This is a genomic window from Salipiger sp. 1_MG-2023 (assembly GCF_030547555.1).
Lineage (GTDB): Bacteria > Pseudomonadota > Alphaproteobacteria > Rhodobacterales > Rhodobacteraceae > Salipiger.
In genome coordinates, this window is sequence record NZ_JAUOQN010000044.1 from 1 (window position 1) to 23,584 (window position 23,584).

General features: G+C 64.7%; 20 protein-coding genes and 1 pseudogene. 13 read left to right on the forward strand and 8 right to left on the reverse strand.

Annotated features, from left to right (window positions below):
• The first annotated feature begins 79 nt into the window (after window positions 1-79).
• A pseudogene (locus tag Q4543_RS17785) lies at window positions 80-973 on the forward strand (IS5 family transposase).
• Window positions 974-1,303: 330 nt separating this feature from the next.
• Here the strand turns inward: Q4543_RS17785 and Q4543_RS17790 are convergent.
• The 6 genes from Q4543_RS17790 to Q4543_RS17815 form a co-directional block, all read right to left on the reverse strand.
• Complete coding sequence (locus tag Q4543_RS17790) at window positions 1,304-2,722, reverse strand: amidohydrolase family protein (RefSeq protein WP_303440502.1); 1,419 nt, start codon at window positions 2,720-2,722, stop codon at window positions 1,304-1,306.
• 45 nt (window positions 2,723-2,767) lie between these two features.
• On the reverse strand, window positions 2,768-3,298 hold the full coding sequence (locus tag Q4543_RS17795) for a TRAP transporter small permease (RefSeq protein WP_303440503.1): 531 nt from the start codon (window positions 3,296-3,298) through the stop codon (window positions 2,768-2,770).
• A gap of 12 nt (window positions 3,299-3,310) precedes the next feature.
• Complete coding sequence (locus Q4543_RS17800) at window positions 3,311-4,291, reverse strand: TRAP transporter substrate-binding protein (protein WP_303440504.1); 981 nt, start codon at window positions 4,289-4,291, stop codon at window positions 3,311-3,313.
• Window positions 4,292-4,333: 42 nt separating this feature from the next.
• Complete coding sequence (locus Q4543_RS17805) at window positions 4,334-5,629, reverse strand: TRAP transporter large permease (protein WP_303440505.1); 1,296 nt, start codon at window positions 5,627-5,629, stop codon at window positions 4,334-4,336.
• Between the two features lie 503 nt (window positions 5,630-6,132).
• Window positions 6,133-6,261: a hypothetical protein gene (locus Q4543_RS17810; RefSeq protein WP_303440506.1), complete on the reverse strand. Its 129-nt coding sequence runs from the start codon at window positions 6,259-6,261 to the stop codon at window positions 6,133-6,135.
• A 75-nt stretch (window positions 6,262-6,336) separates the two neighbouring features.
• Complete coding sequence (locus Q4543_RS17815; protein WP_303440507.1) at window positions 6,337-6,576, reverse strand: hypothetical protein; 240 nt, start codon at window positions 6,574-6,576, stop codon at window positions 6,337-6,339.
• A 213-nt stretch (window positions 6,577-6,789) separates the two neighbouring features.
• Between Q4543_RS17815 and Q4543_RS17820 the strand changes: the two genes are divergently transcribed.
• Window positions 6,790-7,398, forward strand: coding sequence for an ROK family protein (locus Q4543_RS17820; RefSeq protein ID WP_303440509.1), 609 nt, complete (start codon window positions 6,790-6,792; stop codon window positions 7,396-7,398).
• A 258-nt stretch (window positions 7,399-7,656) separates the two neighbouring features.
• Here the strand turns inward: Q4543_RS17820 and Q4543_RS17825 are convergent, their stop codons facing one another.
• A complete protein-coding gene (locus tag Q4543_RS17825) occupies window positions 7,657-8,826 on the reverse strand; it encodes an ROK family transcriptional regulator (RefSeq protein WP_303440511.1) in 1,170 nt (389 codons plus the stop codon).
• A gap of 87 nt (window positions 8,827-8,913) precedes the next feature.
• On the opposite strand from Q4543_RS17825, the gene Q4543_RS17830 reads away from it, so the two are divergent.
• Genes Q4543_RS17830 through Q4543_RS17855 form a run of 6 tightly spaced genes read left to right on the forward strand, consistent with a single transcriptional unit; the run spans window position 8,914 to window position 14,867 of the window.
• Window positions 8,914-10,134 (forward strand): extracellular solute-binding protein, encoded by a 1,221-nt coding sequence (locus Q4543_RS17830; RefSeq protein ID WP_303440513.1) that lies wholly within the window; start codon window positions 8,914-8,916, stop codon window positions 10,132-10,134.
• Between the two features lie 51 nt (window positions 10,135-10,185).
• The gene (locus Q4543_RS17835) at window positions 10,186-11,070 is read left to right on the forward strand and encodes a carbohydrate ABC transporter permease (protein WP_303440515.1); all 885 of its coding nucleotides are present in this window, start codon (window positions 10,186-10,188) and stop codon (window positions 11,068-11,070) included.
• Complete coding sequence (locus Q4543_RS17840) at window positions 11,067-11,900, forward strand: carbohydrate ABC transporter permease (protein ID WP_303440517.1); 834 nt, start codon at window positions 11,067-11,069, stop codon at window positions 11,898-11,900. The genes Q4543_RS17835 and Q4543_RS17840 overlap by 4 nt, the downstream gene beginning before the upstream one ends.
• Before the next feature lie 5 nt (window positions 11,901-11,905).
• On the forward strand, window positions 11,906-12,916 hold the full coding sequence (locus Q4543_RS17845) for an SIS domain-containing protein (RefSeq protein ID WP_303440518.1): 1,011 nt from the start codon (window positions 11,906-11,908) through the stop codon (window positions 12,914-12,916).
• On the forward strand, window positions 12,913-13,806 hold the full coding sequence (locus Q4543_RS17850; RefSeq protein WP_303440519.1) for a carbohydrate kinase family protein: 894 nt from the start codon (window positions 12,913-12,915) through the stop codon (window positions 13,804-13,806). The genes Q4543_RS17845 and Q4543_RS17850 overlap by 4 nt, the downstream gene beginning before the upstream one ends.
• Window positions 13,803-14,867 carry an ABC transporter ATP-binding protein gene (locus Q4543_RS17855; RefSeq protein ID WP_303440520.1) on the forward strand — a complete coding sequence of 355 codons (1,065 nt, stop codon included), beginning with the start codon at window positions 13,803-13,805 and terminating at the stop codon, window positions 14,865-14,867. Before Q4543_RS17850 ends, Q4543_RS17855 begins: the two co-directional genes overlap by 4 nt.
• A gap of 355 nt (window positions 14,868-15,222) precedes the next feature.
• Here the strand turns inward: Q4543_RS17855 and Q4543_RS17860 are convergent, their stop codons facing one another.
• The gene (locus Q4543_RS17860) at window positions 15,223-15,909 is read right to left on the reverse strand and encodes a GntR family transcriptional regulator (RefSeq protein WP_303440522.1); all 687 of its coding nucleotides are present in this window, start codon (window positions 15,907-15,909) and stop codon (window positions 15,223-15,225) included.
• 234 nt (window positions 15,910-16,143) lie between these two features.
• Between Q4543_RS17860 and Q4543_RS17865 the strand changes: the two genes are divergently transcribed.
• The 5 genes from Q4543_RS17865 (at window position 16,144) to Q4543_RS17885 (ending at window position 23,554) form a co-directional block, all read left to right on the forward strand.
• Window positions 16,144-17,334, forward strand: a complete 1,191-nt coding sequence (locus Q4543_RS17865; protein ID WP_303440523.1) for an alanine--glyoxylate aminotransferase family protein — start codon at window positions 16,144-16,146, stop codon at window positions 17,332-17,334.
• Window positions 17,335-17,451: 117 nt separating this feature from the next.
• Window positions 17,452-18,408, forward strand: coding sequence for a tripartite tricarboxylate transporter substrate binding protein (locus Q4543_RS17870; RefSeq protein WP_303440524.1), 957 nt, complete (start codon window positions 17,452-17,454; stop codon window positions 18,406-18,408).
• A 56-nt stretch (window positions 18,409-18,464) separates the two neighbouring features.
• Window positions 18,465-18,983, forward strand: a complete 519-nt coding sequence (locus Q4543_RS17875; protein WP_303440527.1) for a tripartite tricarboxylate transporter TctB family protein — start codon at window positions 18,465-18,467, stop codon at window positions 18,981-18,983.
• A 24-nt stretch (window positions 18,984-19,007) separates the two neighbouring features.
• Window positions 19,008-20,525: a tripartite tricarboxylate transporter permease gene (locus tag Q4543_RS17880; protein ID WP_216003244.1), complete on the forward strand. Its 1,518-nt coding sequence runs from the start codon at window positions 19,008-19,010 to the stop codon at window positions 20,523-20,525.
• A gap of 92 nt (window positions 20,526-20,617) precedes the next feature.
• Window positions 20,618-23,554 (forward strand): FAD-binding and (Fe-S)-binding domain-containing protein, encoded by a 2,937-nt coding sequence (locus Q4543_RS17885; RefSeq protein ID WP_303440529.1) that lies wholly within the window; start codon window positions 20,618-20,620, stop codon window positions 23,552-23,554.
• The last annotated feature ends 30 nt before the right edge of the window (window positions 23,555-23,584 follow it).

The following is a 23,584-nucleotide window of genomic DNA, read 5'->3' on the forward strand; positions in this document are numbered from 1 at the left end:
GTCACACCCGGCCGCGCGCTGCGCTACGCCGGGGGCTCCGCGCGCGGCCTCCTACACCAAGCGTTGGGACACTACCCAGTTGGCCCCTACGAAATACAAGACTAGGAACTGGTCTTCGTATAATGCAGCACTGAAGCAACGCGGATCGCTGACGATCCCCTGACCGGCAGCACATGCTTGCATGTGTGAGAGGTTGGTTTGATCCCGAGATGACTTGGTCACCTGCGCCGAGCGGCAAACGCGGGTGGCAGCCCCAGTTCAGCGACGCTGCGATCCAGACTTGCCTGACGATGAAGGTGCTGTTCGGGATGCCGCTTCGTCGGACGACAGGGTTCGTCGCAAGCCTGCTTCGGCTGGTCGGATTAGATTGGGTGGTGCCGGACTTCAGCACTTTGTGCCGCCACCAGAGAACGCTCAACGTGAACCTGCCCTATCGCAACGGAACCGGCCCGTTGAATCTCCTCATCGACAGCACTGGCATCCAGTCCGAGGGTGAAGGCGAATGGAACGCCCGCAAGCATGGCGGCCCCAAACGCCGTATTTGACGCAGGATACATATAGGCATAGACGAAGAAACATTGGAGGTCCGGGCTGTCGAGGTCACTACCAGCAATATTGGTGACGCGTCGATGCTGCCGGAATTACTCGCCCAAATCCCGCGCGATCAGGTCATAGGATCGGTCATCGCTGACGGGGCCGATGACACCTGCAAATGTCGCGACGCGATTGCCACCCGTGGCGCACATGCCCTCATTCCGCCTCGAAAGAACGCCAAACCCTGGAAGCCAGCAAGTGCCGGGGCGATTGCCCGGAACGAAGCCGTGTCGAGAACAAGATGCACTGTGCGAAGCTGTTGGGGCAAAGGCTCATGGCGAGGGACTTCGACCGCCAAGTCGCTGAGATCAAGGTCCGGGTTGCCGTCCTCAACCGCTGCAGCGCTCTTGGCATACCTGTCACAGAGCCCGCAGGGTAAGTCCTTCCGGAAAAAGGGGAAACTCGTTCAATCAGCGACTTACGCAACAAAGCCCTGGCAGACTCAAAGCTCTGCGGGACTGACAGAGGTAAAATATGAGCTTTTAGGCGTTCAAGACTATGGCTTTCCATTTAGAAAACCCTTGGTAGCTAGGATCGTATACTTTGCTGCGAACGAACCTTTGTTCAGTCCGGCGAGGTCCGCAATCTGGGTCTCAGTGCTAACATCGATGATGCAGATGCCAAGCGCCTCGACCGAGGCATAGGTGGCGGGGTTTAGCTCCGAAAGCCGGCGTGCGGCGACCGGGAACAGGATCAATGGGTCCAGAACCTAGGCAGATGACGGATCGCGATGCACCGGTTGGAAACTGCCATGACCTGAGATGATCGTGTCGAGGCCAAGCGCACGGGCCGCCGCAACACCTTCTGGCGGCACCACCATGGTCGTGCCCGACCCGACAACCTCACCCTTTCGCAGGATCGCTCGGCCGCCGCCAAAGCTTAGCACCGGCTGCCGACGCTCGAGGTCGATGACGGTCACGTCCGCATCTGCGCCCGGTGCGAGATGGCCCTTGCGTGCTGAAAGTCCCATCATCCGGGCCGGTTCGGCCGAGGTCTTCAGCACGAACTCCGAGAGGCTTAGTGCGTTGAGGTGGACCAGCGCCAAGCCCCGCTCGCACAGGTCATTGCGCGGCAAGCCGCCGCCGTCGGTCGCCAGTGCGTCGATCGCAAAACGGCCGTTCTCGCGGCGCAGCAGCGCCAGCGTGATCGAAGCCTCCGCCGGGTTGACGAAGTAGCTCATGCCAATGTCTGTCTCGGCCTCGCGCCAAGCGGCCACCGCCGTCTCACCTGTCTCAAGGCGGGTGACGCCGTTGGCGTAGACGTGGATATGCGCCCAGCCTTCAAGGATCGCCTGCTCCATGCCCTTGACGTCGGCGCTGTAGCCGCCGGCGATCAAGTTGCGTTGGGTGGCGACGCTCTCGGGAATGCCGTTGGCACATTTCGCGGAGTTGCCGTTGATGGGCGCGAGGTAGCTCTCGGACCAAATGTTGGGATGGCGCGAGAGGATCTGCGCCGCCTCATAGGCCTCGAGCAACGCCGGCCCCTGAAAACCGCGCGAGTAGGAGTTGACATGCGGCATATGCAGAGGCTGGCCGCTTGCAAGCTCGCAGGCCTGCCGCAGCCCGTCGAGGTTCTGCGGCGTGTCCAGCGTGCCGGCGTGAAAGGCGACATGTGCGCCTTCGCGACCGCAAAGCTCGATGACCCGGCCAGAGGCCTCGGGGGTCAGTGGGAAATGCCCACCCAGGATCTTGAGCCCGACGGCCCCGGCCGCGCGAGCGCGGGCGAGCGCCGCTTCGAGCTCTGGCATCTCAGGGTTTGTGGAGTCGACGGTATGACCAGGGCGCACATAGTCGATGCAAGCCAGCGTGAGGCCGCTGCCGGTGCGCGCGGCGATCTGCATAACGCTGTCGATCGGCCCTGCCATGTCGAGCGCGGTGGTTACCCCGGCAAGTGCAAGCATCCGGTGTCCCGCGGCGCCGCCCATCCAACCCGACACATGCACATGCGAGTCGATCAGTCCGGGCAGCACGTGGAGCCCGTTGATGTCCTCTTCGCGCGCGGCGGGTGCGCTGATCTGCGGTGCGACCTCGGCCACCTTGCCGCCGTCGAAGGCGACATCGGCGATGCCGTTCACGCCAGAGCGCGGATCGCAGACGTGGCCGCCGCGCAGGATCAGGTCGTAAGTCATCGTGTCTTTCCTTTCGCGCCCGTCCCCTAGGGACAGGTCGGTCGTTCAGTCGGGCGTGGCGCGGCGCGGCGAACCATCATCGCCACTGTGGCGTGCGAGGATATGGACGAAGATCACGACGATCATCAGGGGCACGGCAATCGCGACCCAGATGGTGTGGAAGGGCAGCGCCTCGGCCATGGTCTTGGTATGACGCAGCAGGAAGCCGCGCGCAGGGTTCATGCCGGGACCGACAAAGCAGTAGAGCAGCACCGGGGCGAGGTAGACAAAAACCACTAGCGAACGCACAAGCTCGGCGGCGGTCTGCAGCCATGGGGGGCCGTTCTTGACGCTGTTCATCAGCGCGGGATCGAAGCGGCGCTTGAAGGCCATGCTGGCGCCGATGAGGCCGGCCCAGATCATCGCGTAGCGGGCCAGTTCCTCGGTCCACGAGGGGGGCTGCTGGAAGATATAGCGCGCCGCCACCTGCAGCAGGACCACGCCCACGAGCACGACCAGCGCGGTGACAGTCACCGCGCTGGCTGCCCAATCCAACACCCGGCTGGTCCGGAGGATTGCGTTTTTCAGGTCGGTCATGAACGCTCCTGCTTATTCGACCGCGGCCTTGGCGTCGGTCCAAAGCTGGAAGTCCTCGGCCGAGACCTGGGTTTCCCATAGCGGGGCGGCCATCTCGATCATCTTGTCGCGCTCGCCCTCGGCCAGCGGGGTGATGGTTACACCCAGCTCCACCTGATGCGCGGCGATCTCGGTGGTCCAGTCGGCGAGCCATGCGCGGTTGGCCTTGAGGCCGGCTTCGATCGCGGCATCGATCTGGCCCTGCTCTTCTTCGCTGAGGCTGTTGTACCAGTCATCCGAGACCATGATGGCGCGGGTCGAGGGGAAGAGGTCGGCCGGGGTGTAGTTGGTCAGAAAGCTCGTGTGGCCGCCGCGGATGGCCGAGCTCGGCGGATTGAAGTAGCCATCCGCCACGCCGGTCTGGATCGCGTTGGCGACTTCCGCCCAGGCAATCACGGTGCCGTTGGAGCCGAGCGATTCCATCAGGTTCAGCTGCTCGGGGTTCAGGGCGCGGAAGCGCAGGTCAGCCATGTCGGCGACGGTCGAGATCGGCTTCTTGGCGTTGTGAATGCCCATCGGGGTGCCGATGAAGTTGATGCCAGCAAAGCGCACGCCGAGGTCGAGCAGCGGCGCGCTGGCGACCTCCATCATCATGTCTTCGGACATGATCTTGTCGAGTTGCTCGCTGCTGTCGAAGAAGAACGGCAGGGTCAGGCCCTTGAGGACGGGCGAGACCGAATAGGCGGTCGATGCGGCGGCGAGGTTGATCTCGAGCAGGCCCGAGGAAACCTGATCGAGACGCTCTTTCTCCTTGCCCAGGGTTTCAGACGGATAAATCTCGACGGTGAAATCCGAGCCCTCCAGCGCGTCGGCGAAGCCATGCGCAAAGGTGGCCTCGCCGCTGTTGGCGGGATCGTCCACCGAGTTCATCGCGATCTTGATTTCAGCGGCCTGTGCGCACGTGACGCCGAGGGTCAGCGCGCCGGCGGTGATCAGGGTTGCAAGGGGTTTCATCTGGGAGGTCTCCTTGTTGGTAGGGCTATCGATTGGGAGGGGTCAGCGCAGCCCGAGCGCCGTGGGAACGGCGAGGGTGATCGCAGGAACGTAGGTAAGCACCACCAGCAGGAGCAACTCGGCGATCAGGAAGGGCATGGTGACCCGGATCAGCCGCCAGTAGTCGAGCTTGACCACCGTCGACAGGATCAGCAGCACCGCGCCAAGCGGCGGCGAAAGCAGGCCGGCGGTGATGTTGAAGCAGATGACGATCGCCAGATGAATCGGGTCGATCCCCATGGCCAGCGCAGCTGGCACGAAGATCGGGGCAAAGAGTGCCACGGCGGCTTTCACATCCATCGCCATGCCAGCACCGAGGAAGATCACGTTGATCAGCATCAGGTAGCCGAGCGGGCCAAGGCCCCAGCCTTCGACGACGCTCTGAATGGCCTGCGGCCACTGCAACAGCGCCGCGATGTAGGAGAAGGTCGAGATCGCGCAGAGCAGGATGAACAGACCGCCCAGCATCACCCCCGTGCGCATCAGACTGTCGAGCACTCCTTTGAGGTTGAGCTTGCCGTAGCCGATACCGATCAGCAGCGCCGCAAGTACGGCGACCCCTGCGGCCTCGGCCGGTGTCATAAAGCCGAACAGCGTCCCGCCGAGGATGATCACCGGCAAGAGCATTGCGGGGATCGCGCGGATCAGCGACGGCAGGAACGGCGGCAGATCCATGCTGTCGCCGCCCGGGTGGTCGTCTCGGTGGGCGTAATAGGCGTTCATGGCCATCAACATCGCTGCCAGCAGCAGACCCGGCAGGATGCCGGCGGCAAACAGCGCGGTCACGTTGGTTTCCATCAGAGCGCCGTAGAAGATCATGATCGACGACGGCGGGATGATCGGCCCGATGATCGATGAGGCGCCGGTGATCGCCGAGGCGTAGTCACGCGTGTAGCCGCGGCGTTCCATCTCTGGCACCAGCGAGTTGCCAAGGGCTGCGGCGTCTGCTGTGGCAGAGCCGGACACGCCTGCGAAGAACACCGATGTCACGACATTCACATGGCCCAGACCGCCCTTCAGTCGACCGAAGACTGACATGCTGAGATCGATCAGCGCAGAGGCCACGCCCCCCCGGTTCATCAAGTCTCCGGCGAGGATGAACAGCGGCATGGCGAGAAAGGCGAAGCTGTCCAACTGGCTGAACAGGCGCTGCGGCAGAACGGCCATGAACTGAGCCTTGTCTACCGCCCAGAAGGTCAGGATCGCCGAAGCTCCGATCAGGTAGGCGATAGCAGATCCCGCGGCGAGCGCGACCGCTGTGCAGAGGAGGATGAAGGATACGGGCAAGAGGATGTCCATGTGGGAGGCGAGTTCCCGGGACGCTGCAGAGCGGTGACGTAAATGAAAATCCTCTAGCTCTGCGCCTCCTATAAGCGTTGATTATATGTCTGGCGTATCATTTGGCAAAACCATTTAATATCAAGTCCTTGCCTGTGATAATCTGAAAATTCTCGCATTCGGAAATCCGAGGGGGATCTCGTGTAACGCCTTCATAGTGGGCGCTTTTTCGACCATGATCGATTTTTAGCCGATATTTTCTCATGCGACACGACTGACCCTTGCATGAAAGAGGCGGCCTCGCGGCACTCCAAACCTCGAAGGCTGACGGGCAAACGGATGGACAAGGCCGGGCGCGACGGAGCTAGTCGTAGGAAGGTTCAGACGCCCGCTCGCGCAACGGCCCGCGAGTACGCCAGAACGGTCAAGCGGTGGGATGGCGCCCGGCGCGCCAAGGGAGCAGACCACGCACCGTAGGCGCTCTGCGCTGCGCCGACCGTAAGGCCGGCACCGGAGGAAATGGATCAGTCGACGATGAAGAGCGTCGCGCCAGTTCTTGTGCGCGAGGAATGGACCTCGGCGTCATCGGCAACCTTATAACTCATGCTCTCGCGGACCTCGAGCACGCGGCCGTCCTTGAGACGGGTATCCATGGCCCCCTTTGGTGAAAAATATGACATGACCCTTGATACACCAGTGATCCGAAACGTAGCTGGGGGAATGCTCGATCAGGCGGACGCGGCTCTTGCCCTCTCCAAAATACTGCACACGCCAGAGCGAAAACCTTCATCGCCCTCATGGCGCTCGGGCTTGATCCGTGACCAATCGGTGAGGGCGATGGGAAAGTTTTCCAATTTCAATTTTGTTCCTTTCAGGCCGCCAAGTTGGCGGCCGCGATCTTGATCCCAACAAGCGCGCATCCGCAGCGTTCCGGCACCGGATAAGTCGGCAGCAGCATCGGACTTCAACGAGAATACGCCAGCCCCGTAACCGTGCTTAAAGTGACGATCTGCCTGAGACAGTGCCCGAGGGGTGGAGTAAGGCCGCCGGCTAAGGCCTCGTGAGGTCGGCTGACAAGGTCTCCGCCGAATGTTACATGCTCCGGCTGAATAGAAAGACCTGATGAAAAGGACCGCTTCGGGTTCGCGGCCGAGTTGCGGTGCTGCAGAGGGTCCATCTACATGGTCAACGACGCCACGGCCGCCTGCCGGGCTGAGCACCGTTATAGCACCGGGTATAGGTTCCGCGACTATGCCTATTTCTTCATTGGCTCTTTCATCGGCGGCGGGGTGGTGCTGAACGGCACGGTGTTCGAAGGCAATCAGGGCAACGCCGGCGCGCTTGGTTCGATGCGCAGCACCGGACCGCTGGGGGAGTCGCAGCAGCTGATCGACGTAGCGTCGCTTCACCTGCTCGAGTCGCGGCTGAGCCAGGCAGGGCTGGATCCGGCCCTGATCTGTAAGCAACCTCAGGACTGGAGCGGCTTCATGCGGCATGTGGAGCCATGGATTGGCCAGACCGCGCAGGAACTGGCCAAGGCGGCGCTGTCGATCTGCTCGGTGATCGATTTCAGCGCGATTCTGATCGATGGCGCCTTCCCGCCGAAGGTGCGTCAGGATCTGGTCGAGCGAACGCGGCGCTACCTGGTCAACCAGGACAAGAGGGGGCTGATCGAACCCGTTATCGAAGCCGGCAGCTTCGGTCACAACGCCCGCGCCATCGGCGCGGCGAGCAGCCCGCTGTTTTCGCAATACCTGCTCAACACCAACGCCGGGCTGTCGGGAATTTGATCAGACGAAGCCGTCTTTCTGGTATCTCTCAAAGCGCCTATTGAAGCATCAGCTGAACCGCCCCGGTTTTCCGCCGATCTCGACACGGTTGCGGCAGCCGTGGTCCACTGGTCAGACAGAAGGCCAGGTCAACAGGCTGAAGATGTTGAAGCGGCAGATATATGGTGCCGCCGGTATCGACCTCCTTCTGGCGCGCCTTCAGCATTCGGAATGACCTCGCCACAGAAACCGGGGCGGCCCACAGCATCAAAGCCGGGTTCAGCTCGTACCGTACTTTCCCGCGCGGGTTGGGCACGCTTTCAGCAGCGCCGCGTGGCGCGGGTCGAAATTGCGGGCGATGGGTTCTGCTGCGGCGCCAATGGCGACGAGCCAGGGGTCGGCGTGGCCGACCTCGATCCGCCCGCTGGCCAGCCGTTCTAGCAGTGCGCGGGGAGCCGTGCCGCAGAGGATCACTGCCTCGGGATCGAGCGTCAGTTCCAGCATGCGCGCCGCCCAGGCGATGTGCCCAGAGGCGCGGGTCAGCCAGGCCTGAACCTCGGGGTCAGGCGAGTGCACCAGCGTCTCGATCCCGCGCCACATGTCGGGCCGGTCCTGCGCGATGCCGAACCGGTCGCAGAGCGCCCCGAGCGCGACCTCGTGCTCAAGCAGCGCGCCGCCGGGCAGCGGGATCATTCCGATCTCCCCAGCGTCGCAATGATGGCCGCCGTAAAGTTCGCCGTTGACGATCAGCCCGGCCCCGAGACCGTAGCCAAGGTAAAGGCAGACCGCGTTGCGCAGCCCGTGCGCCTTCCCGGTCAGCTTCTCCGAGATCGCCGCCGCGCCCGCGTCGTTCTGAAGAACGACCTCAAGGCCGGTGGCCTTGGCGAGCCGCTCTGCAAGATTGACGTCGCGCCACCCCGCCATGCTGTAATCATCACGCACTGCGCCCGCGTCCGGCCCGAAGGGGCCGGGCATCGCGACGCCGAGACCGACGATGCGGCCCGCGTCCTCGGCACAAAGCGCCGCGCGTGCCTCGGCAATGAGCCGCTCGAGCACCGCGAGTCCGGCCTCGGGGTCTCGCCCCGGCAGCGGGGCGTCGTGCCGCGCCACGACGCTGCCGCGCAGGTCCATCACCACCGCCCGCGCAACGCTTCGGTCGATTTGCACGCCAAGCGACAGCGCCCCCATCGGCGCAAGATCGTAGGGGATCGACGGCTTGCCCCGCCCCTCGGCCACCGGATCACAGGCGACCAGCAGCCCCGCCGCCTCCAGATGTTCGACGATGTTCGACAGCGTCTGTTTCGACAGCCGCGTCGCCCGCGACAGCGCAGCACGGCTGAGCGGCCCGTTGACCCGGATGGCGTCGATCACTGCCCGGCGATTGTGCGCCGCCGCGGCCTCGAGACCCGATCCGACCACGGCCCTGATGGGGTTCTGGCTGGGTTCCATGAAAACACATTGACAGCTGCGCGTCGACTCGTCCACCTTAAGTCTATCAACTGGACTAAATAACCAGACCCCGACAGGAGAGACGACATGACCAGACTAGCCGCCCTGATGGCCTGCACCGCGCTGAGTGCGACTGCCGCCCAGGCCGAGACCACGCTGAACGCCCTCTTCATGGCCCAGGCCGCCTATAGCGAGGACGACATCCGCGCGATGACCGCCTCGTTCCAGGAGGCCAACCCCGAGATCACGGTGAACCTCGAATTCGTCCCCTACGAGGGGCTGCACGACAAGACGGTGCTGTCCATGGGATCGGGCGGCGGCTATGACGTGGTGCTGTTCGACGTGATCTGGCCCGCCGAATACGCGGGGAACGATGTTCTGGTCGATGTCACCGACAAGATCACTGACGAGATGAAGGCCGGCATCCTGCCCGGCGCCTGGACCACCGTCGATTACGACGGCGCAAGCTACGGCATGCCGTGGATCCTCGACACCAAGTACCTATTCTACAACAAGGAAATGCTTGCCGAGGCGGGGGTCGAGCCTCCCGCCACCTGGGAAGAGCTTGCCGCGGCCGCGAAGGCGGTGAAGGAGGCGGGCATCGTCGAATATCCCATCGCCTGGTCCTGGGCGCAGGCCGAGGCCGCGGTCTGCGATTACACCACGCTGCTGTCCGCCTTTGGCGGCAGCTTCATCGAGGATGGCGCGCCCGCGTTCCAATCCGGCGGCGGGCTGTCGGCGCTGGAATACATGACCGCGAGCATGGAAGACGGCCTGAGCAACCCCAACTCGAAGGAATTCCTTGAGGAGGACGTGCGCGCGGTGTTCCAGAACGGCGATGCGGCCTTCGCGTTGAACTGGACCTACATGTACAACCTCGCCAACGCCAGCGAGGACAGCAGCGTCAAGGGCAAGGTCGGCGTCGTCGCCGCGCCGGGCGTGATGGGCGTGTCCGAGCACAGCGCCGTCAACGGCTCGATGGGCCTCGGGATCACCTCGACCTCGGAGCACCCGGGCGAGGCGTGGGAGTACATCGTCCACATGACCTCGCAGCCGGTGCAGAACGAGTATGCGCGGCTCAGCCTGCCGATCTGGGCGTCCTCCTACACCGACCCGGCGGTGACCGAAGGGCAGGAAGAGCTGATCGCCGCCGCCGAAAAGGGCCTTGCGGTGATGTACCCGCGCCCGATGACGCCGCAGTACCAGGAGATGTCGATGGCGCTGCAGCAGGGCCTGCAGGAGGCGCTGCTGGGCATGGCCTCGCCCGCCGAGGCGCTGGAAGGCGCAGCCGAGAACAGCGGGCTGTAAAGGCCCCGGGGCGGGGCCGCCGGTCCCGCCCGACCCGTTGAAGGAAACCCCATGTTCTCCGACCGTCTGACCCTGCGGGCATGGCTTCTCATGCTGCCGCTGCTTGCCGTCATGCTTGCCGTCATCGGCTGGCCGCTGGCCGACACCGTGCGGCTGTCCTTCACCGATGCGCGGCTGGTGGGCACCGGGGGCGATTTCGTCGGCCTTGCGAATTTCGAAAAGATGCTCGGCAGCCGCAATTTCATGAATGCGCTGAAGGCGACGCTGACGTTTTCCGTCTGGTCGGTGGGGGCAGAGCTGGTGCTGGGTGTGCTGGTAGGGCTGCTGCTGAACCAGCGCTTTTACGGGCGCACGCTGCTGCGGGCGCTGATGATCCTGCCCTGGGCGCTGCCGACGGTGGTGAACGCGACGCTCTGGCGGCTGATCTACAACCCCGAATACGGCGCTTTGAACGCGCTGCTGACGCAGGTCGGCCTTGCGGACAGCTACCAGAGCTGGCTTGGCCAGCCGGGCACCGCGATGACCGCGCTGATCGTGGCCGATGTCTGGAAGAACTTCCCGCTGGTGGCGCTGATCTCGCTGGCCGCGCTGCAGGCGGTGCCGAAGGATCTGACCAATGCCGCCGTCTCCGACGGGGCCAATGCCTGGCAAAGGTTCCGGCACGTGACGCTGCCCTGCCTCGTGGGGCCGCTAATGGTGGCGCTGGTTCTGCGCACCATCGAGGCGTTCAAGGTCTTCGACCTTATCTGGATCATGACGCGCGGCGGGCCGGCCAATTCGACACGCTCGCTTTCGCTGCTGGTCTACCAGGAGGCCTTCGCCTTTCAGCGCGCGGGATCGGGCGCCTCTCTGGCGCTGATCATCACGCTGATCATCACCGTACTGGCGGTATCCTACCTTGCACTGATGCGCCGAGCCGCGGGGCAAGGCGCATGAAACCCTCGCCGATCTTCACTGTCTTCATCCACCTCACGGCGCTGCTCGTCGCAGTGGCGGTGCTGGCGCCGCTGGCCTGGCTGTTCCTGATGAGCGTCTCGTCACAGGCCGAACTGATGGCGAAACCGCTGGTCTGGTGGCCAGAAACCTTCGATTTCTCGCGCTATGCCGAATTGCTGAGCCCCGAGACCGGCGCCGCCTTCCTCGCCGCGTTGCGCAACAGCGTCAGCGTGGCGACGATGGCGACCCTCGCGGCGCTGGCGGTGGGCATCCCGGCGGGCTGGGCCGCCTCGCGCCAGCCGAGGCTGGGCTGGAGTCTCGGCGCGGTCATTGCCACCTACATGCTGCCGCCGGTGGCGCTGTCGGTGCCGCTGTACCTGATCCTTGCAAGGTTTGGCCTGCTCAACAACGTCTTCGGGCTGGCGCTGGTGTATCTGAGCATCCTCGCGCCCTTCGTCACTTGGCTGCTCAAGGCCGGGTTCGACCCGATCCCGCGAGATCTGGAACGGGCGGCGGCGATCGACGGGGCAAGCCTGTGGCAGATGCTGCGGCTGATCCTGCTGCCGCTGGCGCTGCCGGTGGTGGCAACGGCGCTGATTTTCGCCTTCCTGCTGGCCTGGGACGAATTTTTTTACGCGCTGCTCTTCACGTCCAACCAGGACGCCAAGACGTTGAGCGTCGCCATCGCTGACCTCGCCGGAGGTCGGGTGTCCGATTACGGCATGATCGCCACCGCCGGAGTGATCGCCGCCCTGCCGCCTGTGGCGGTCGGGCTTCTCATGCAACGCGCCCTGATCTCGGGGCTGACCAACGGAGGTGTCAAGGGATGACACTCATGCTGAAAACCCCCTTCGCGCAGATCCAACCGCTCTATGACGAAATGGCCCGGCAGATGGCCGACAGCCGCGCGTCCATCGACGGGAACGCCGGGCGCGCCGCTCAGATCGCTGCGAGCATCCGCGAAACCGGCCGGCTGGTGCTGCTCGGGATGGGCGGCTCGCACGCGGTGGGGCGTATTCTGGAGCCGTCGTACAGGGCGCTTGGCATCGACGCGGTGGCGGTGACGCTGTCGGAACAACTTGACGCGCCTCTGCCGCTGGATGGCACGACGGTCATCGTCACCTCGCAGTCGGGCGAAAGCGCCGAGGTGCTGCGCTGGTTCCGCGAGGGCCACGCGCCGCGCGATGCCTTCGGCCTGACCATGCAGGGCTGTAGCACGCTGGCGGGGCTGGCGCCCTGTCTCGTCGGGGCGGGGGGCGCGGAAACGCCCTTTGCCGCCACCCGCTCGCTGACCGTGACGCTGGCGCTGCATGCCGCCGTTCTGGCTGAACTGGGGGTGAGCCTGGGCGACGTGTACGGCGCAATGCAGGCGCAAGCCCCGGACGTCGGCGCGGCGGTGACGCATCTGGGCACGGCACGCTGCCTCGTGACCTCGGGGCGCACCGCGCAGGGCGTGGCCGAGGCCATCGCGCTTGGCCTGACCGAGCTGTCGCGCCTGCCGTGCTTCTCGCTCGAAGGCGGGCAGCTGCGGCATGGCCCGGTCGAGATGCTGGCGCCGGAGGTCGGGGTGATCTTCTTCCGCGATGCCGACGCCTCGGCGCGCCATGTCACAAGCCTGGCCCAGTTCGTGCTGGACAAGAGCAGCTCGCCGGTGGTGGTCTTCGACGCGTCCGGCGCGGCGCCGATCGATGGCGCGCTGACTGTGCCGTGTCATCCTGCACAGGGCCTTGCGGGGGCCTTCTCGCTGCTGCCGGCGGCGCAGCGCTTCATGGTGGACTTTGCCGCCTCGCGCCTGCCCGACGCGGGCACGCCCATGCGCTGCACCAAGGTGACGACGGTCGAATGACACCGCTTGCAACCGTCGGAAACGTCAACGTCGACCTGATCATGGGGCCGCTTGCCCCCTGGCCTGAACCGGGCACCGAAGTGATCTGCCCGCAAAGCGAAACCCGTGTCGGAGGCGCGGCGGGCAATGCCGCGCTGGCGTGGATGGCGCTGGACGTGCCTTTCCAGATCGCCGCCGCCACCGGCAGCGATCCTTACGGCGACTGGCTTCGCGCGGGGTTCGGGGCGATGTCGGCGGGCTGGCCGAAGATGCCGGGCGCGACGACCCTGTCCGTGGGCGTCACCCATCCGGACGGAGAGCGCACCTTCCTGTCTACCGCCGGACACCTGCCTCTGTTCGACTGGCCCGATGTCGAGCGGCAGCTCGACTGGGAGGCGCTGGCGGGCGGGAAACTGCTGCTTTGCGGCAGCTTCCTGTCGCCGCGCCTGGCCGATGCATATGACGCGTTGTTCGACCGCTGCGACGCGCTGAAGATTGAGGTCGCACTCGACACCGGCTGGCCGCCGGAGGGCTGGGGGCCGTGGCGAACGCGCGTTCTGGACTGGATCGACCGCTCCGAGATCGTGCTCTTCAACGAGATCGAGGCCGCCGCCGTCACCGGGCGGGACGACCCGGCCGAGGCGCTGGAGGCGCTTGCCCCGCGCGGCATCGCGGTCATCAAGCGCGGCCCGCAGGGCGCAGTTGCTCGGCAGGGAACCGAGCGCGCCAGCGTCGCCGCACCGCAGGTGGCGGTGATCGACACCATCGGCGCGGGCGACATCTTCAACGCGGCCTTCCTCGCGGCCCTGCCCCGCGGGTTGCAGGCAGCGATGGACGCCGGCACGGCCTGCGCCTCGCGCGCGGTCTCCAGCCAACCGCGCCGCTACATGGTGCAGGAGGTCCCGGCATGAGCACGCTTGAAATCCGCGACATCACCAAGGATTTCGGCACGGTCCGGACGTTGCAGGGCATCGACCTGACGCTGCGGGACGGCGAGTTCCTAGTGCTGCTTGGCGCGTCGGGCTGCGGGAAATCGACGCTGCTGAGCATGATCTCCGGCCTGTCCGAGCCGACAACGGGCGAGGTGGTCCTGGACGGGCGCGTGCTGAACGGCGTGCATCCCAAGGACCGGGACATCGCCATGGTCTTCCAGAGCTACGCGCTTTACCCCAACCTAGACGTGGCGCGGAACATCGGCTTCGGGCTGGAAATGCGCGGCGCGCCGAAGGCGCAGCGCGACGCGGCGGTGGCGGAGGCCGCGAAGGTACTCAGGATCGAGCATCTGCTGGACCGCAGGCCCGGCGATCTTTCGGGAGGCCAGCGCCAGCGCGTTGCCATCGGCCGGGCGCTGGTGCGCAAGCCGAAGCTGTTCCTCTTCGACGAGCCGCTGAGCAATCTCGACGCTAGGCTGCGTCTCGAGATGCGTTCCGAGCTGAAACGCCTGCACCAGCAGCTTGGTGTCACCATGGTCTACGTCACCCATGACCAGATCGAAGCGATGACGCTGGCAACCCGCATCGCGGTCATGCAGGGCGGGCGGATCGAGCAGCTCGGCACCCCCGAGGAGATCTACGAGCGGCCCGCCTCGCGTTTCGTAGCGGAGTTCATGGGCGCCCCGCCGATGAACATGATCGAGGCGGCCCCGGTGCCCGGCGGGCTGTCGGTCGCGGGCGCGCTGCTGCGTTGCAGCGCGACGGAGCCTGTGGTCGTTGGCATCCGCCCTGAGGCGTTGAAGACCGAAGAGATGCCTGGAGCGCTGACGCTGCGCGGCACCGTCGATCTGGTCGAGCTGACAGGCCCCGAGCGCATCGTGTCGTTCAATCTCGGCCCGAAGCGGATCACCGTGACCCTGCCCGCCGAAAGGCGCGTGGAACTGGGCGAAGCGCTTGACCTGCACGTGGACCCGGCGCGGATCTCTGCCTTCGATCCTCAGGGCGGTCTGAGGGGGCCGCTGAAAGTGCTTGCAAGGTAGTCCACGTGCGTCGGGGCTCCAGTTGGCGAAATGGTAGCGCACCGCGCTCTGCCAAGCGAAGTCGGAAAAGTGACGCATCAGATCCGGCACCCGCGCGCCGGGCGACGACGCGCACCAGCACGGGGGCCCCTCCATCAGCGGTGAAGACCGCGTCTCGGGCTATGTTCGGATCGGCGAAGAGCCCACCGGCGGCGGCGGGAATGATTGTGTGTCCCGGCTATATTTCTGTGATCTATTAATGTGGATTATGAGTTTTACTATCAAGGAGATCTGCCGGTGGACCCACGGTCTCGGTGTACCGGTTGCAAACACCAGCGGCATGGGCGGGATGCCGATGTTGGCGTGGGTGCGGCGGTCAGGACGAGTCGTGATTGTCTTGCAGCCATTGGCGCACCGTCTCGAGCTTGTTCTCAAGATGGAGCTTCAGCACGTAAGACAACCGTTCGCCGTCGCGGGTCTCGAGGCAATCCATGATCTGCTCGTGCTCGTCCGTCGCCTGCGCCCAGCGTTCTTGCGTCATGTTCGCGACGTAGCGCGCTCTCCGCACCCGCGCGGCGAGTGAACGGTACTGCGTGGCCAGCGTCTCGTTGCGGGCGGCGTTCAGGATCGCCTCGTGGATCTGCTGGTTCACCTCGAAATACTTCGCCAGATCGCGCTTCTCGTAATGTTTCAGCATCTGCCGGTGCAGCACCCGGATATGGCCGATTTCGGCGTCGCTGATGTGCTTGCAGGCCAGTTCTCCGGAAAGCGCCTCGAGTGCGCCCATGACCGGGAACACCTCGTCGAGATCCTCGGGCGTGATGCGGCTGACCCATGCGCCCCGGTTCGGCTCCAGTGACAGCAGCCCTTCGGTGGCCAGCACTTTGAGCGCCTCGCGCAGCGGCGTGCGGGACACGCCGTAAAAGGTGCAGAGATCCTTTTCCGGCACCCGGATGCCGGGGGCGAGATCGCCGTTTACGATCTGGTTGCGGATCGCGTCAGTCAGCTCCGCGTGCAGGGATTTGCGGCGGAAGGGCGTCGGCGTCGAAAGAGCTGTGGTCATCTCTGGGTACCCCTATGAAGCGCCGGTTCCGCGAACGGCTGGTCTGTGCGACCTATTTGTGCATGCATAATTTTTCATTATTACCATTGCAGGACAAGTGGGAAGCAGTCTTAGCATTTTTCCGCAGGATTGGGAAAAATCTTATCAGTTGACACCTCGCTGATGAAAATGCATTCATAATTCATATTGCCGCAGAGGGGTCTTGCCCGCCTGCGGCGTCAGGGAGGACACAATATGACACACAGGGCAGGACGCCATTTCCTTCAGATCCCCGGGCCAAGCCCGGTGCCCGACCGGGTGTTGCGCGCGATCTCGGCGCAGACCATGGACCACCGCGGCCCGGATTTTGCCGATGTTGGCAAGGCGGCGCTTTCGGGGATGAAGACGATCTTCAAGACGGATCAACATGTCTTCATCTACCCCTCGTCCGGCACCGGCGCCTGGGAGGCGGCCCTGGTCAACACCCTGGCCGAGGGCGACAAGGTTCTGATGTACGAAACCGGCCATTTCGCGACGCTGTGGAAGAAGATGGCGGCCAAGCTCGGCGTGGACGCCGAGTTCATCGAAGGCGACTGGCGCGGCGGGGCCGATCCCGATCGCATCGAGGCGCGCCTGCGCGCGGACAGCGCTCATGAGATCAAGGCGGTCTGCGTGGTCCATAACGAGACTTCGACCGGGTCCGTCTCGCCCATCGCGCAGGTGCGGCAAGCCATCGACGCGGCGGGTCATCCGGCGCTTCTGATGGTCGACACGATCTCGGGGCTGGCTTCGATCGACTTCCGGTTCGATGAATGGGGCGTGGACGTTGCCGTCTCCGGCTCGCAGAAGGGCCTGATGCTGCCCCCCGGTCTGTCGTTCAACGCGGTGAGCCAGAAGGCCTTTGAGTATTCCAAGAGCAACGGCATGCGCCGCTCCTACTGGGACTGGCAGGAAATGGCCGCGATCAATCCAACCGGCTACTTCCCCTACACCCCCGGCACCAACATGCTTTACGGCCTCAACGAGGCCATCGCGATGCTGCACGAAGAAGGGCTGGACAACGTCTATGCCCGTCATCAGCGTCATGGTGCTGCCACCCGCACGGCGGTGCGCCACTGGGGTCTCGAGGTGCTTTGTGCGCAGCAGGGGCAGGAATCGGGCGTGCTGACAGCGGTGCTTATGCCCGAAGGGCACAGCGCCGATGCCTTCCGCGCAAGCGCTTTGCGCCATTACGACATCTCGCTCGGCAATGGCCTGTCCAAAGTGGCCGATAGGGTCTTTCGCATCGGCCACCTCGGTGACATCAATGATCTGACCTTGGCCGGCACCCTGACGGGGGTGGAACTTGGCCTGCGCAAAGCCGGGGTTCCGCACAACCAGGGCGGCGTCGCCGCAGCCATGGCGGAATTGGAACAGACCGCTTACGAGCCACTCGCAGCCGAGTGAGCCAAAGCCTTTTGTGCCCGCCAGCCGGGCACCGCATACCCGGCGTCGGCGCCGGGTAGAGGCCGACCGCGCCACGGAGGAGGGGCGGCGACCGACATCATTATGGGAGGAGAGACCATGACACCCGTAGGACGGCCCATGCGCGGCATCGCCCTGATCGCCGCCGTCGCGGCAACAACCACGCCCGCACTCGCCAGTGACTACCCCGAGCGCACGGTGGAGATCATCCACCAGTATGGCCCCGGCGGCGGCACCGACCGCTTTATCCGCGCCATCTCCGAGCCGATGCAGGAGGCCACCGGCCAGAGCTTTGTTCCGATCTCGATCACCGGCGGCGGCGGTGTCCCCGCCTTCGTCACCTTCATGCAGCGTCCGGCCAACGGCTACACGCTGGTGTCGCTCAGCCCCGATGACGTGATCAACCACGCGCTTGGCCGGATCGATTTGTCGAACGTGCAGCCGCTGGTCCGCATCCAGTACGATCAGGGCCTGCTGCTGGTCTCCAAGGACAGCGACATTCGCAGCCTCGACGATGTGCTCGCCGCCGAGGCCGAAGAGCCGGGTGGCCTCAAGGTCGGGGTGACCGGCTCGGCGGGTTTTGACGACGCGCTGATCGGCCTGTTCAACGAAGAGGCGGGGATCGAGCTGGGCACCGTGCCCTTTGGCGCCGCCGAGATGGTGTCGAACACTCTCGGGGGGCACCTCGACATGATGTACGAGGAATACGGCCCGACCCGCGGGCTGATCGAATCCGGCGATCTCATCCCCATCGTGCTGTTCTCGGACGAACGGCTCGAAGAGCTGCCCAATGTGCCCACCGCCGCCGAGCTTGGCTATGATGTGACGCTGGGCCGCTGGCGTGGTTTCGGCATTCGCCCCAGCACCGACGCGGCGCAGATCGACACGCTGGTGTCGCTGTTCAAGGACGCCGCCGCCGATGAGGGCTACAAGAAGGTCGAGGCCGACAGCGCGCTTCAGTACCGGTCCGAGTTCATGGGGCCGGGCGCGTTCAAGACCTTCCTCGACAAGGAAGTGGAGACCTACAGCACCATCATGAACCAGCTCGGCTACTGATCTTATCGGCGTGGCGGGCCCACGGGTCCGCCCCAGCCTGGGGAGGGGCTGGCGACATGCTCTACAAACTGTCCGAAGTGGTCGTCTTCGCGGCCATGACCATCGCGTCCGTCGCGCTCTGGTTCACTGCCGATGCGCTACCCGTGTCGAAACGCTACGCTCAGGTTGACAGCGACATGTGGCCGAAGATGGTGTTCGGGGCGCTCGGGATCTGCTGTGCCATCCATCTGGCGCAAAAGGTGGCGGGCCTGATCGCCGCGCCCTCCGGCGGGCCGCGCACGCTTGATGAAGAACTCGAGGCCTACGTGCCGCAAGGCTATTACACGCGGCTGATCGTGACCGGCGCGCTGATCATCGGCTACTTCTTTGCGCTGCAATACGTCGGCTTTCTGCTGGCAACGTTGGTCTTCCTCTGGGCGGGATCCTTTATCCTTCCTTACCGCAACACGCTGGCGAAGCTGCTCTTCGCCCCCGCTTTCACCCTGCTTCTGGCGGCCTTCTTCAGCTATGGGCTGTCGCTGTCGCTGCCCCGGGGCACAGGCATCTTTTACGATCTCAGCCAGGCGCTTTACTAAGCCGCCCCAGCACCGGAGAATCCCATGCTAGACGCATTCGTTTCCGCCGCCGGGTACATGGTCGGCAATCCCATGAGCTTTCTGCTGATCCTGTTCAGCGTGATCTGGGGCATCGTTTTTGGCGCCGTCCCCGGCCTGACCGGCATCGTGGGCGTGGCGCTGCTCATCCCCTTCACCTTTGCCTTTGATCCGACGGAAGGCATGCTGCTGCTTGGCGGTGTCTACGTCGGGTCCACCTTTGGCGGCTCCATCGCCGCGATCCTGTTCAACACCCCCGGCTCTCCCGAGGCGGCCTGCACCTCGCTCGACGGCTACCCCATGGCCAAACGTGGCGAGGCGGGCAAGGCGCTGGGGATCGCACTGGCAGCCTCGGCGGTGGGCGGCATCTTTGGCACGCTGGTGTTGATGTTCGCGGCCCCGCCGCTGGCGCGCCTTGCGCTGGAATTTGGCCCGGCAGAGTATTTTGCCCTTGCGGTGCTGGGCATCACGGCAATCGCCTCAATCGGCGGCGGCTCGCTGGTCAAGGGACTGATCGCCGGGCTTCTGGGCCTTGCGGTGGCGCTGATCGGGCTTGATCCGCTGACCGGGACCGCGCGGTTCACCTTCGGCAACATGATGCTGCTGACCGGGGTCAGCTTCATCGCCGCCATCATCGGCATTTTCGCCCTTGCCGAGGTGCTGCAACGATTTGCCGACGGCCCGCCCAAGGGCGAACAGATGACTCAGGTCTCGACCCAGCTTCCGAGCTTTGCCGAGTTCATGGCCACCAAGGCCACGCTGCTGCGCTCTTCGGTCATCGGCACCATCATCGGCGCCCTGCCCGGCGTTGGCGCCACCACCGCCGCCTTCATCAGCTACTCCGAAGCGTTTCGGTGGTCCAAGAAGCCAGAGCTGTTCGGCAAGGGCTCGCCCGAGGGCATCGCCGCGCCGGAGTCCGGCAACAACTCGGCGGTGGGCGGCTCGATGATCCCGCTGCTGGCCCTGGGCATCCCCGGCTCTGCCACCACCGCGGTGATGATCGGCGGTCTGACGATCCACGGCATCGTGCCGGGACCAATGCTGATGCAGAACAATTCGGACCTCGTCTATTCGGTGTTCATCGGCATGCTGCTGGCCAACATCCTGATGCTGGTCTTCGGCCTGCGGGCGGCGCGGCTGTTTGCCGTTGTCCTTCGGGCGCCCTACCAGCTTGTCGGTCCGGCTATCGTGGTGCTCTGCATGACCGGGGTCTTCGCGCTGAACAACAACGTGTCGGATGTGGCGGTGATGCTGGTCTTCGGGGGCGTGGGCTTCTTCCTGAAAAGCTACGGTCTGCCGGTGGCAAGCTTCATCATCGGGCTGGTGCTTGGCCCCATCGCCGAGGTGAGCCTGCGTCAGGGCCTGATCCTTGCCGACCACGACATCATGACCTTGGTCAGCCGCCCCATCACCGGCACGCTGCTGATCTTGTCGGCTGTGTCGCTGGCCTATGGCATCTGGGGGCAGATCCGCCGCAAGCCGCCATCGGACGGCACCCCCGACGCGCAGCCTGAAACCAGCTAACCCACGGGTTTAACGTTTAAAAATCAATACCATCCGGGCCGCCTTTGGCCCGGAGCCGCCCCCCTCATGCCAAAATCCAAGGAGGCCACAAGATGAATGCTCCCATGCCTCAGCGCAGCACCACCCCCGCCGCCCGTGCCGTGGCCCGATCGCAGGCCTTCGAGAGCGCGCTGTCCAAAGCCATGGAAGGCGGCACCGATTTTGGCGCCTTCACCCGTGGTCGCTATGCCACCGATGCTTCGATCTACCAGATCATGCCGACCGGCGTGGCCTACCCCAAATCCGCCGACGACATTGCCGCGGCGCTTCAGATCGCCTCGGAACATGGCGTGCCGGTCATCGCCCGCGGCGGCGGCACCTCGCAGAACGGCCAGCCCATCGGGCGCGGGCTGATCCTCGACATGTCACGCCATTTCAACGACATGCTGGATTACGACGCCGCCGCGCGCACGGTGACCGTGCGCCCCGGCATGGTGCTTAACACGCTGAACGAGCGGGCGCGTCAGGATGGACTGTTCTTTCCGGTGGAACCTTCGACCGCCTCGCGCTGCACCATCGGGGGGATGTGCGGCAACAACTCGTCGGGCGCACGATCGCTGCGCTTTGGCAAGACGGTGGACAATGTTCTTGCCATGGAAGGGCTGATGCATGACGGCGACAGCTTCCGCCTTGATGCCGCGCATTGGTCGGAAAACCCCTCTCCCCGGATGCGCGAGATCATGAGCAGCCTGACCGCTCTGGCCGACACCCACCGCGAGCGCATCGACGAGATTTTCCCCAAGGTGCAGCGCCGTGTTGGCGGCTACAACCTTGACGAGCTGCTGCCCGCCCAGCCGAACCTGTCGCGGCTGCTGGTCGGCTCCGAAGGCACGCTTGCACTCAGCACGGCAGTCACCCTGAAACTGTCGACCCTGCCCAAGCATCGGGTGATGGGCGTGTGCCACTTCCCCGATTTCCGCAGTGCCATGGAAACCACGCAGCACCTTGTCGCGCTTGGCCCTGTCGCGGTCGAACTGGTGGACAATAACGTGCTGGTCATGGGCGCCGACATCCCTGCGTTTGTGCGCACCATCAGCGACATCACCAAGGGCACGCCCAACTGCCTGCTGCTCTGCGAATTTGCGGGCGATGACCTTGATGCGCTGAAAGGCGATCTCAAAAGGCTGGACCAGTGCATGGCCGATCACGGCCATGCGGATGCTGTGGTCGAGGTGGTTGAGCCGCATCGCCAAAAGGCGGTCTGGGGCGTGCGCGAGGCGTGTCTTAACATCATGATGTCGATGAAATCCGAGGGCAAGCCGGTGTCCTTCATCGAGGATTGCGCCGTCCCGCTTGAACATCTCGCCGATTACACCGACGGCATTACCAATCTGTTCGAACGCCACGGCACACGCGGGACATGGTACGCCCATGCCTCGGTCGGCTGCCTGCACGTGCGGCCCATTCTCAACATGAAGACCGAGGAAGGCGCCAATGCGATGCGCGCCATCGCCGAAGAGGCCGCCGAGTTGGTGCGCAAATACAAGGGATCGTTCTCGGGCGAGCATGGCGACGGGATTTCCCGGTCGGAATATGTCGAGCCGATGTTCGGGGCCGAACTCACCCGCGCCTTCGAACAGGTGAAGGACAGTTTCGATCCGGAAAATCGTCTCAACCCCGGCAAGATCGTGCGCCCGCTGCGCATGGATGACCGCGATTTGATGCGCTTCAAGCCGGGCTACAAGACCAAGCTGCCCGCAGAACCCGCGCTGGATTGGTCCGACTGGGGCGGTTTCGGCGGCGCGGTCGAGATGTGCAACAACAACGGCACCTGTCGCAAGCTGTCGGGCGGCACCATGTGCCCGTCCTACCGCGCCACGCGAGATGAACAACACCTGACGCGGGGGCGCGCCAACACGCTGCGCCTCGCGATCTCGGGGCAACTTGGCGAAGACGCCTTCACCTCGCCCGAGATGAAGGAAACTATGGATCTGTGCGTATCTTGCAAGGGGTGCAAGCGCGACTGCCCCACAGGGGTCGACATGGCGCGGATGAAGATCGAGGTGCTGCACCACTACCACAAGCGCCACGGCCTGCCCCTACGCGAACGGCTCATCGCCCATATGCCGCGCTATGCCGCCATGGCGTCGCGTTTTGCCCCGCTGGTGAACCTGCGCGACAAGGTGCCGTTTCTGGCGAAGCTGTCCGAGCAATGGCTGGGGTTCTCGGCCAGACGCACCCTGCCCCAATGGCGCAAGCCCTGGGTCGAGGACCGCGCCCCCGCCGCGCCGCAGGACGTCAAGGGCGACGGGCGCGACATCGTGTTGTTCGGCGATACGTTCAACCGCTACTTCGAATCCGAAAACCTCGAGGCTGCCGAGCGTGTTCTGGTGAAGGCGGGCTACCGCATCCTCCGCGTCACCGTGGGCAGCAGCCGCCGCCCGATGTGTTGCGGGCGGACCTATCTTGCCTCGGGCCAGACCGACGAGGCGCGCGCCGAACTGCGCCGCACCCTTGGGGCGCTTCGGCCTTTCGTTGACGCGGGCGCGCGGGTCGTGGGTTTGGAACCGTCCTGCATGTTTACCTTTCGCGACGAGATGACTGCGCTGCTGCCTGCCGAAGAAACCAGCTTCATGGCGGGCAAGGCGCTGATCTTCGAGGAACTGCTGTCCGAAGACATCGCGGCGGGTACCCTGACGCTGCCGGTCGGGGATGCGGGCGGGCAGACCGTTCATGTGCACGGCCACTGCCACCAAAAGGCGTTTGGCGCGATGGGCGCGGTGGAAACCGTGTTGCGCGGGGTGCCGGGCTTGGACGTGGAAATGATCGAAAGCTCGTGCTGCGGCATGTCCGGTGCTTTCGGCTACGCCGCCGAGAACTACGATGTGTCGATGAAGATGGGCGAGGCCGCCTTGTTGCCCGCCGTACGCGATGCGGCCCCCGACGCGCTTATCGTGGCCGACGGGACCAGCTGTCGCCATCAGATCCACGATGGTGCCGCGCGCAAGGCGATCCATGTGGCCCTCGTGCTTGACCGGTACCTGCAATGACCTGCGCCCCAACTTGCAACAGAAAGCCAG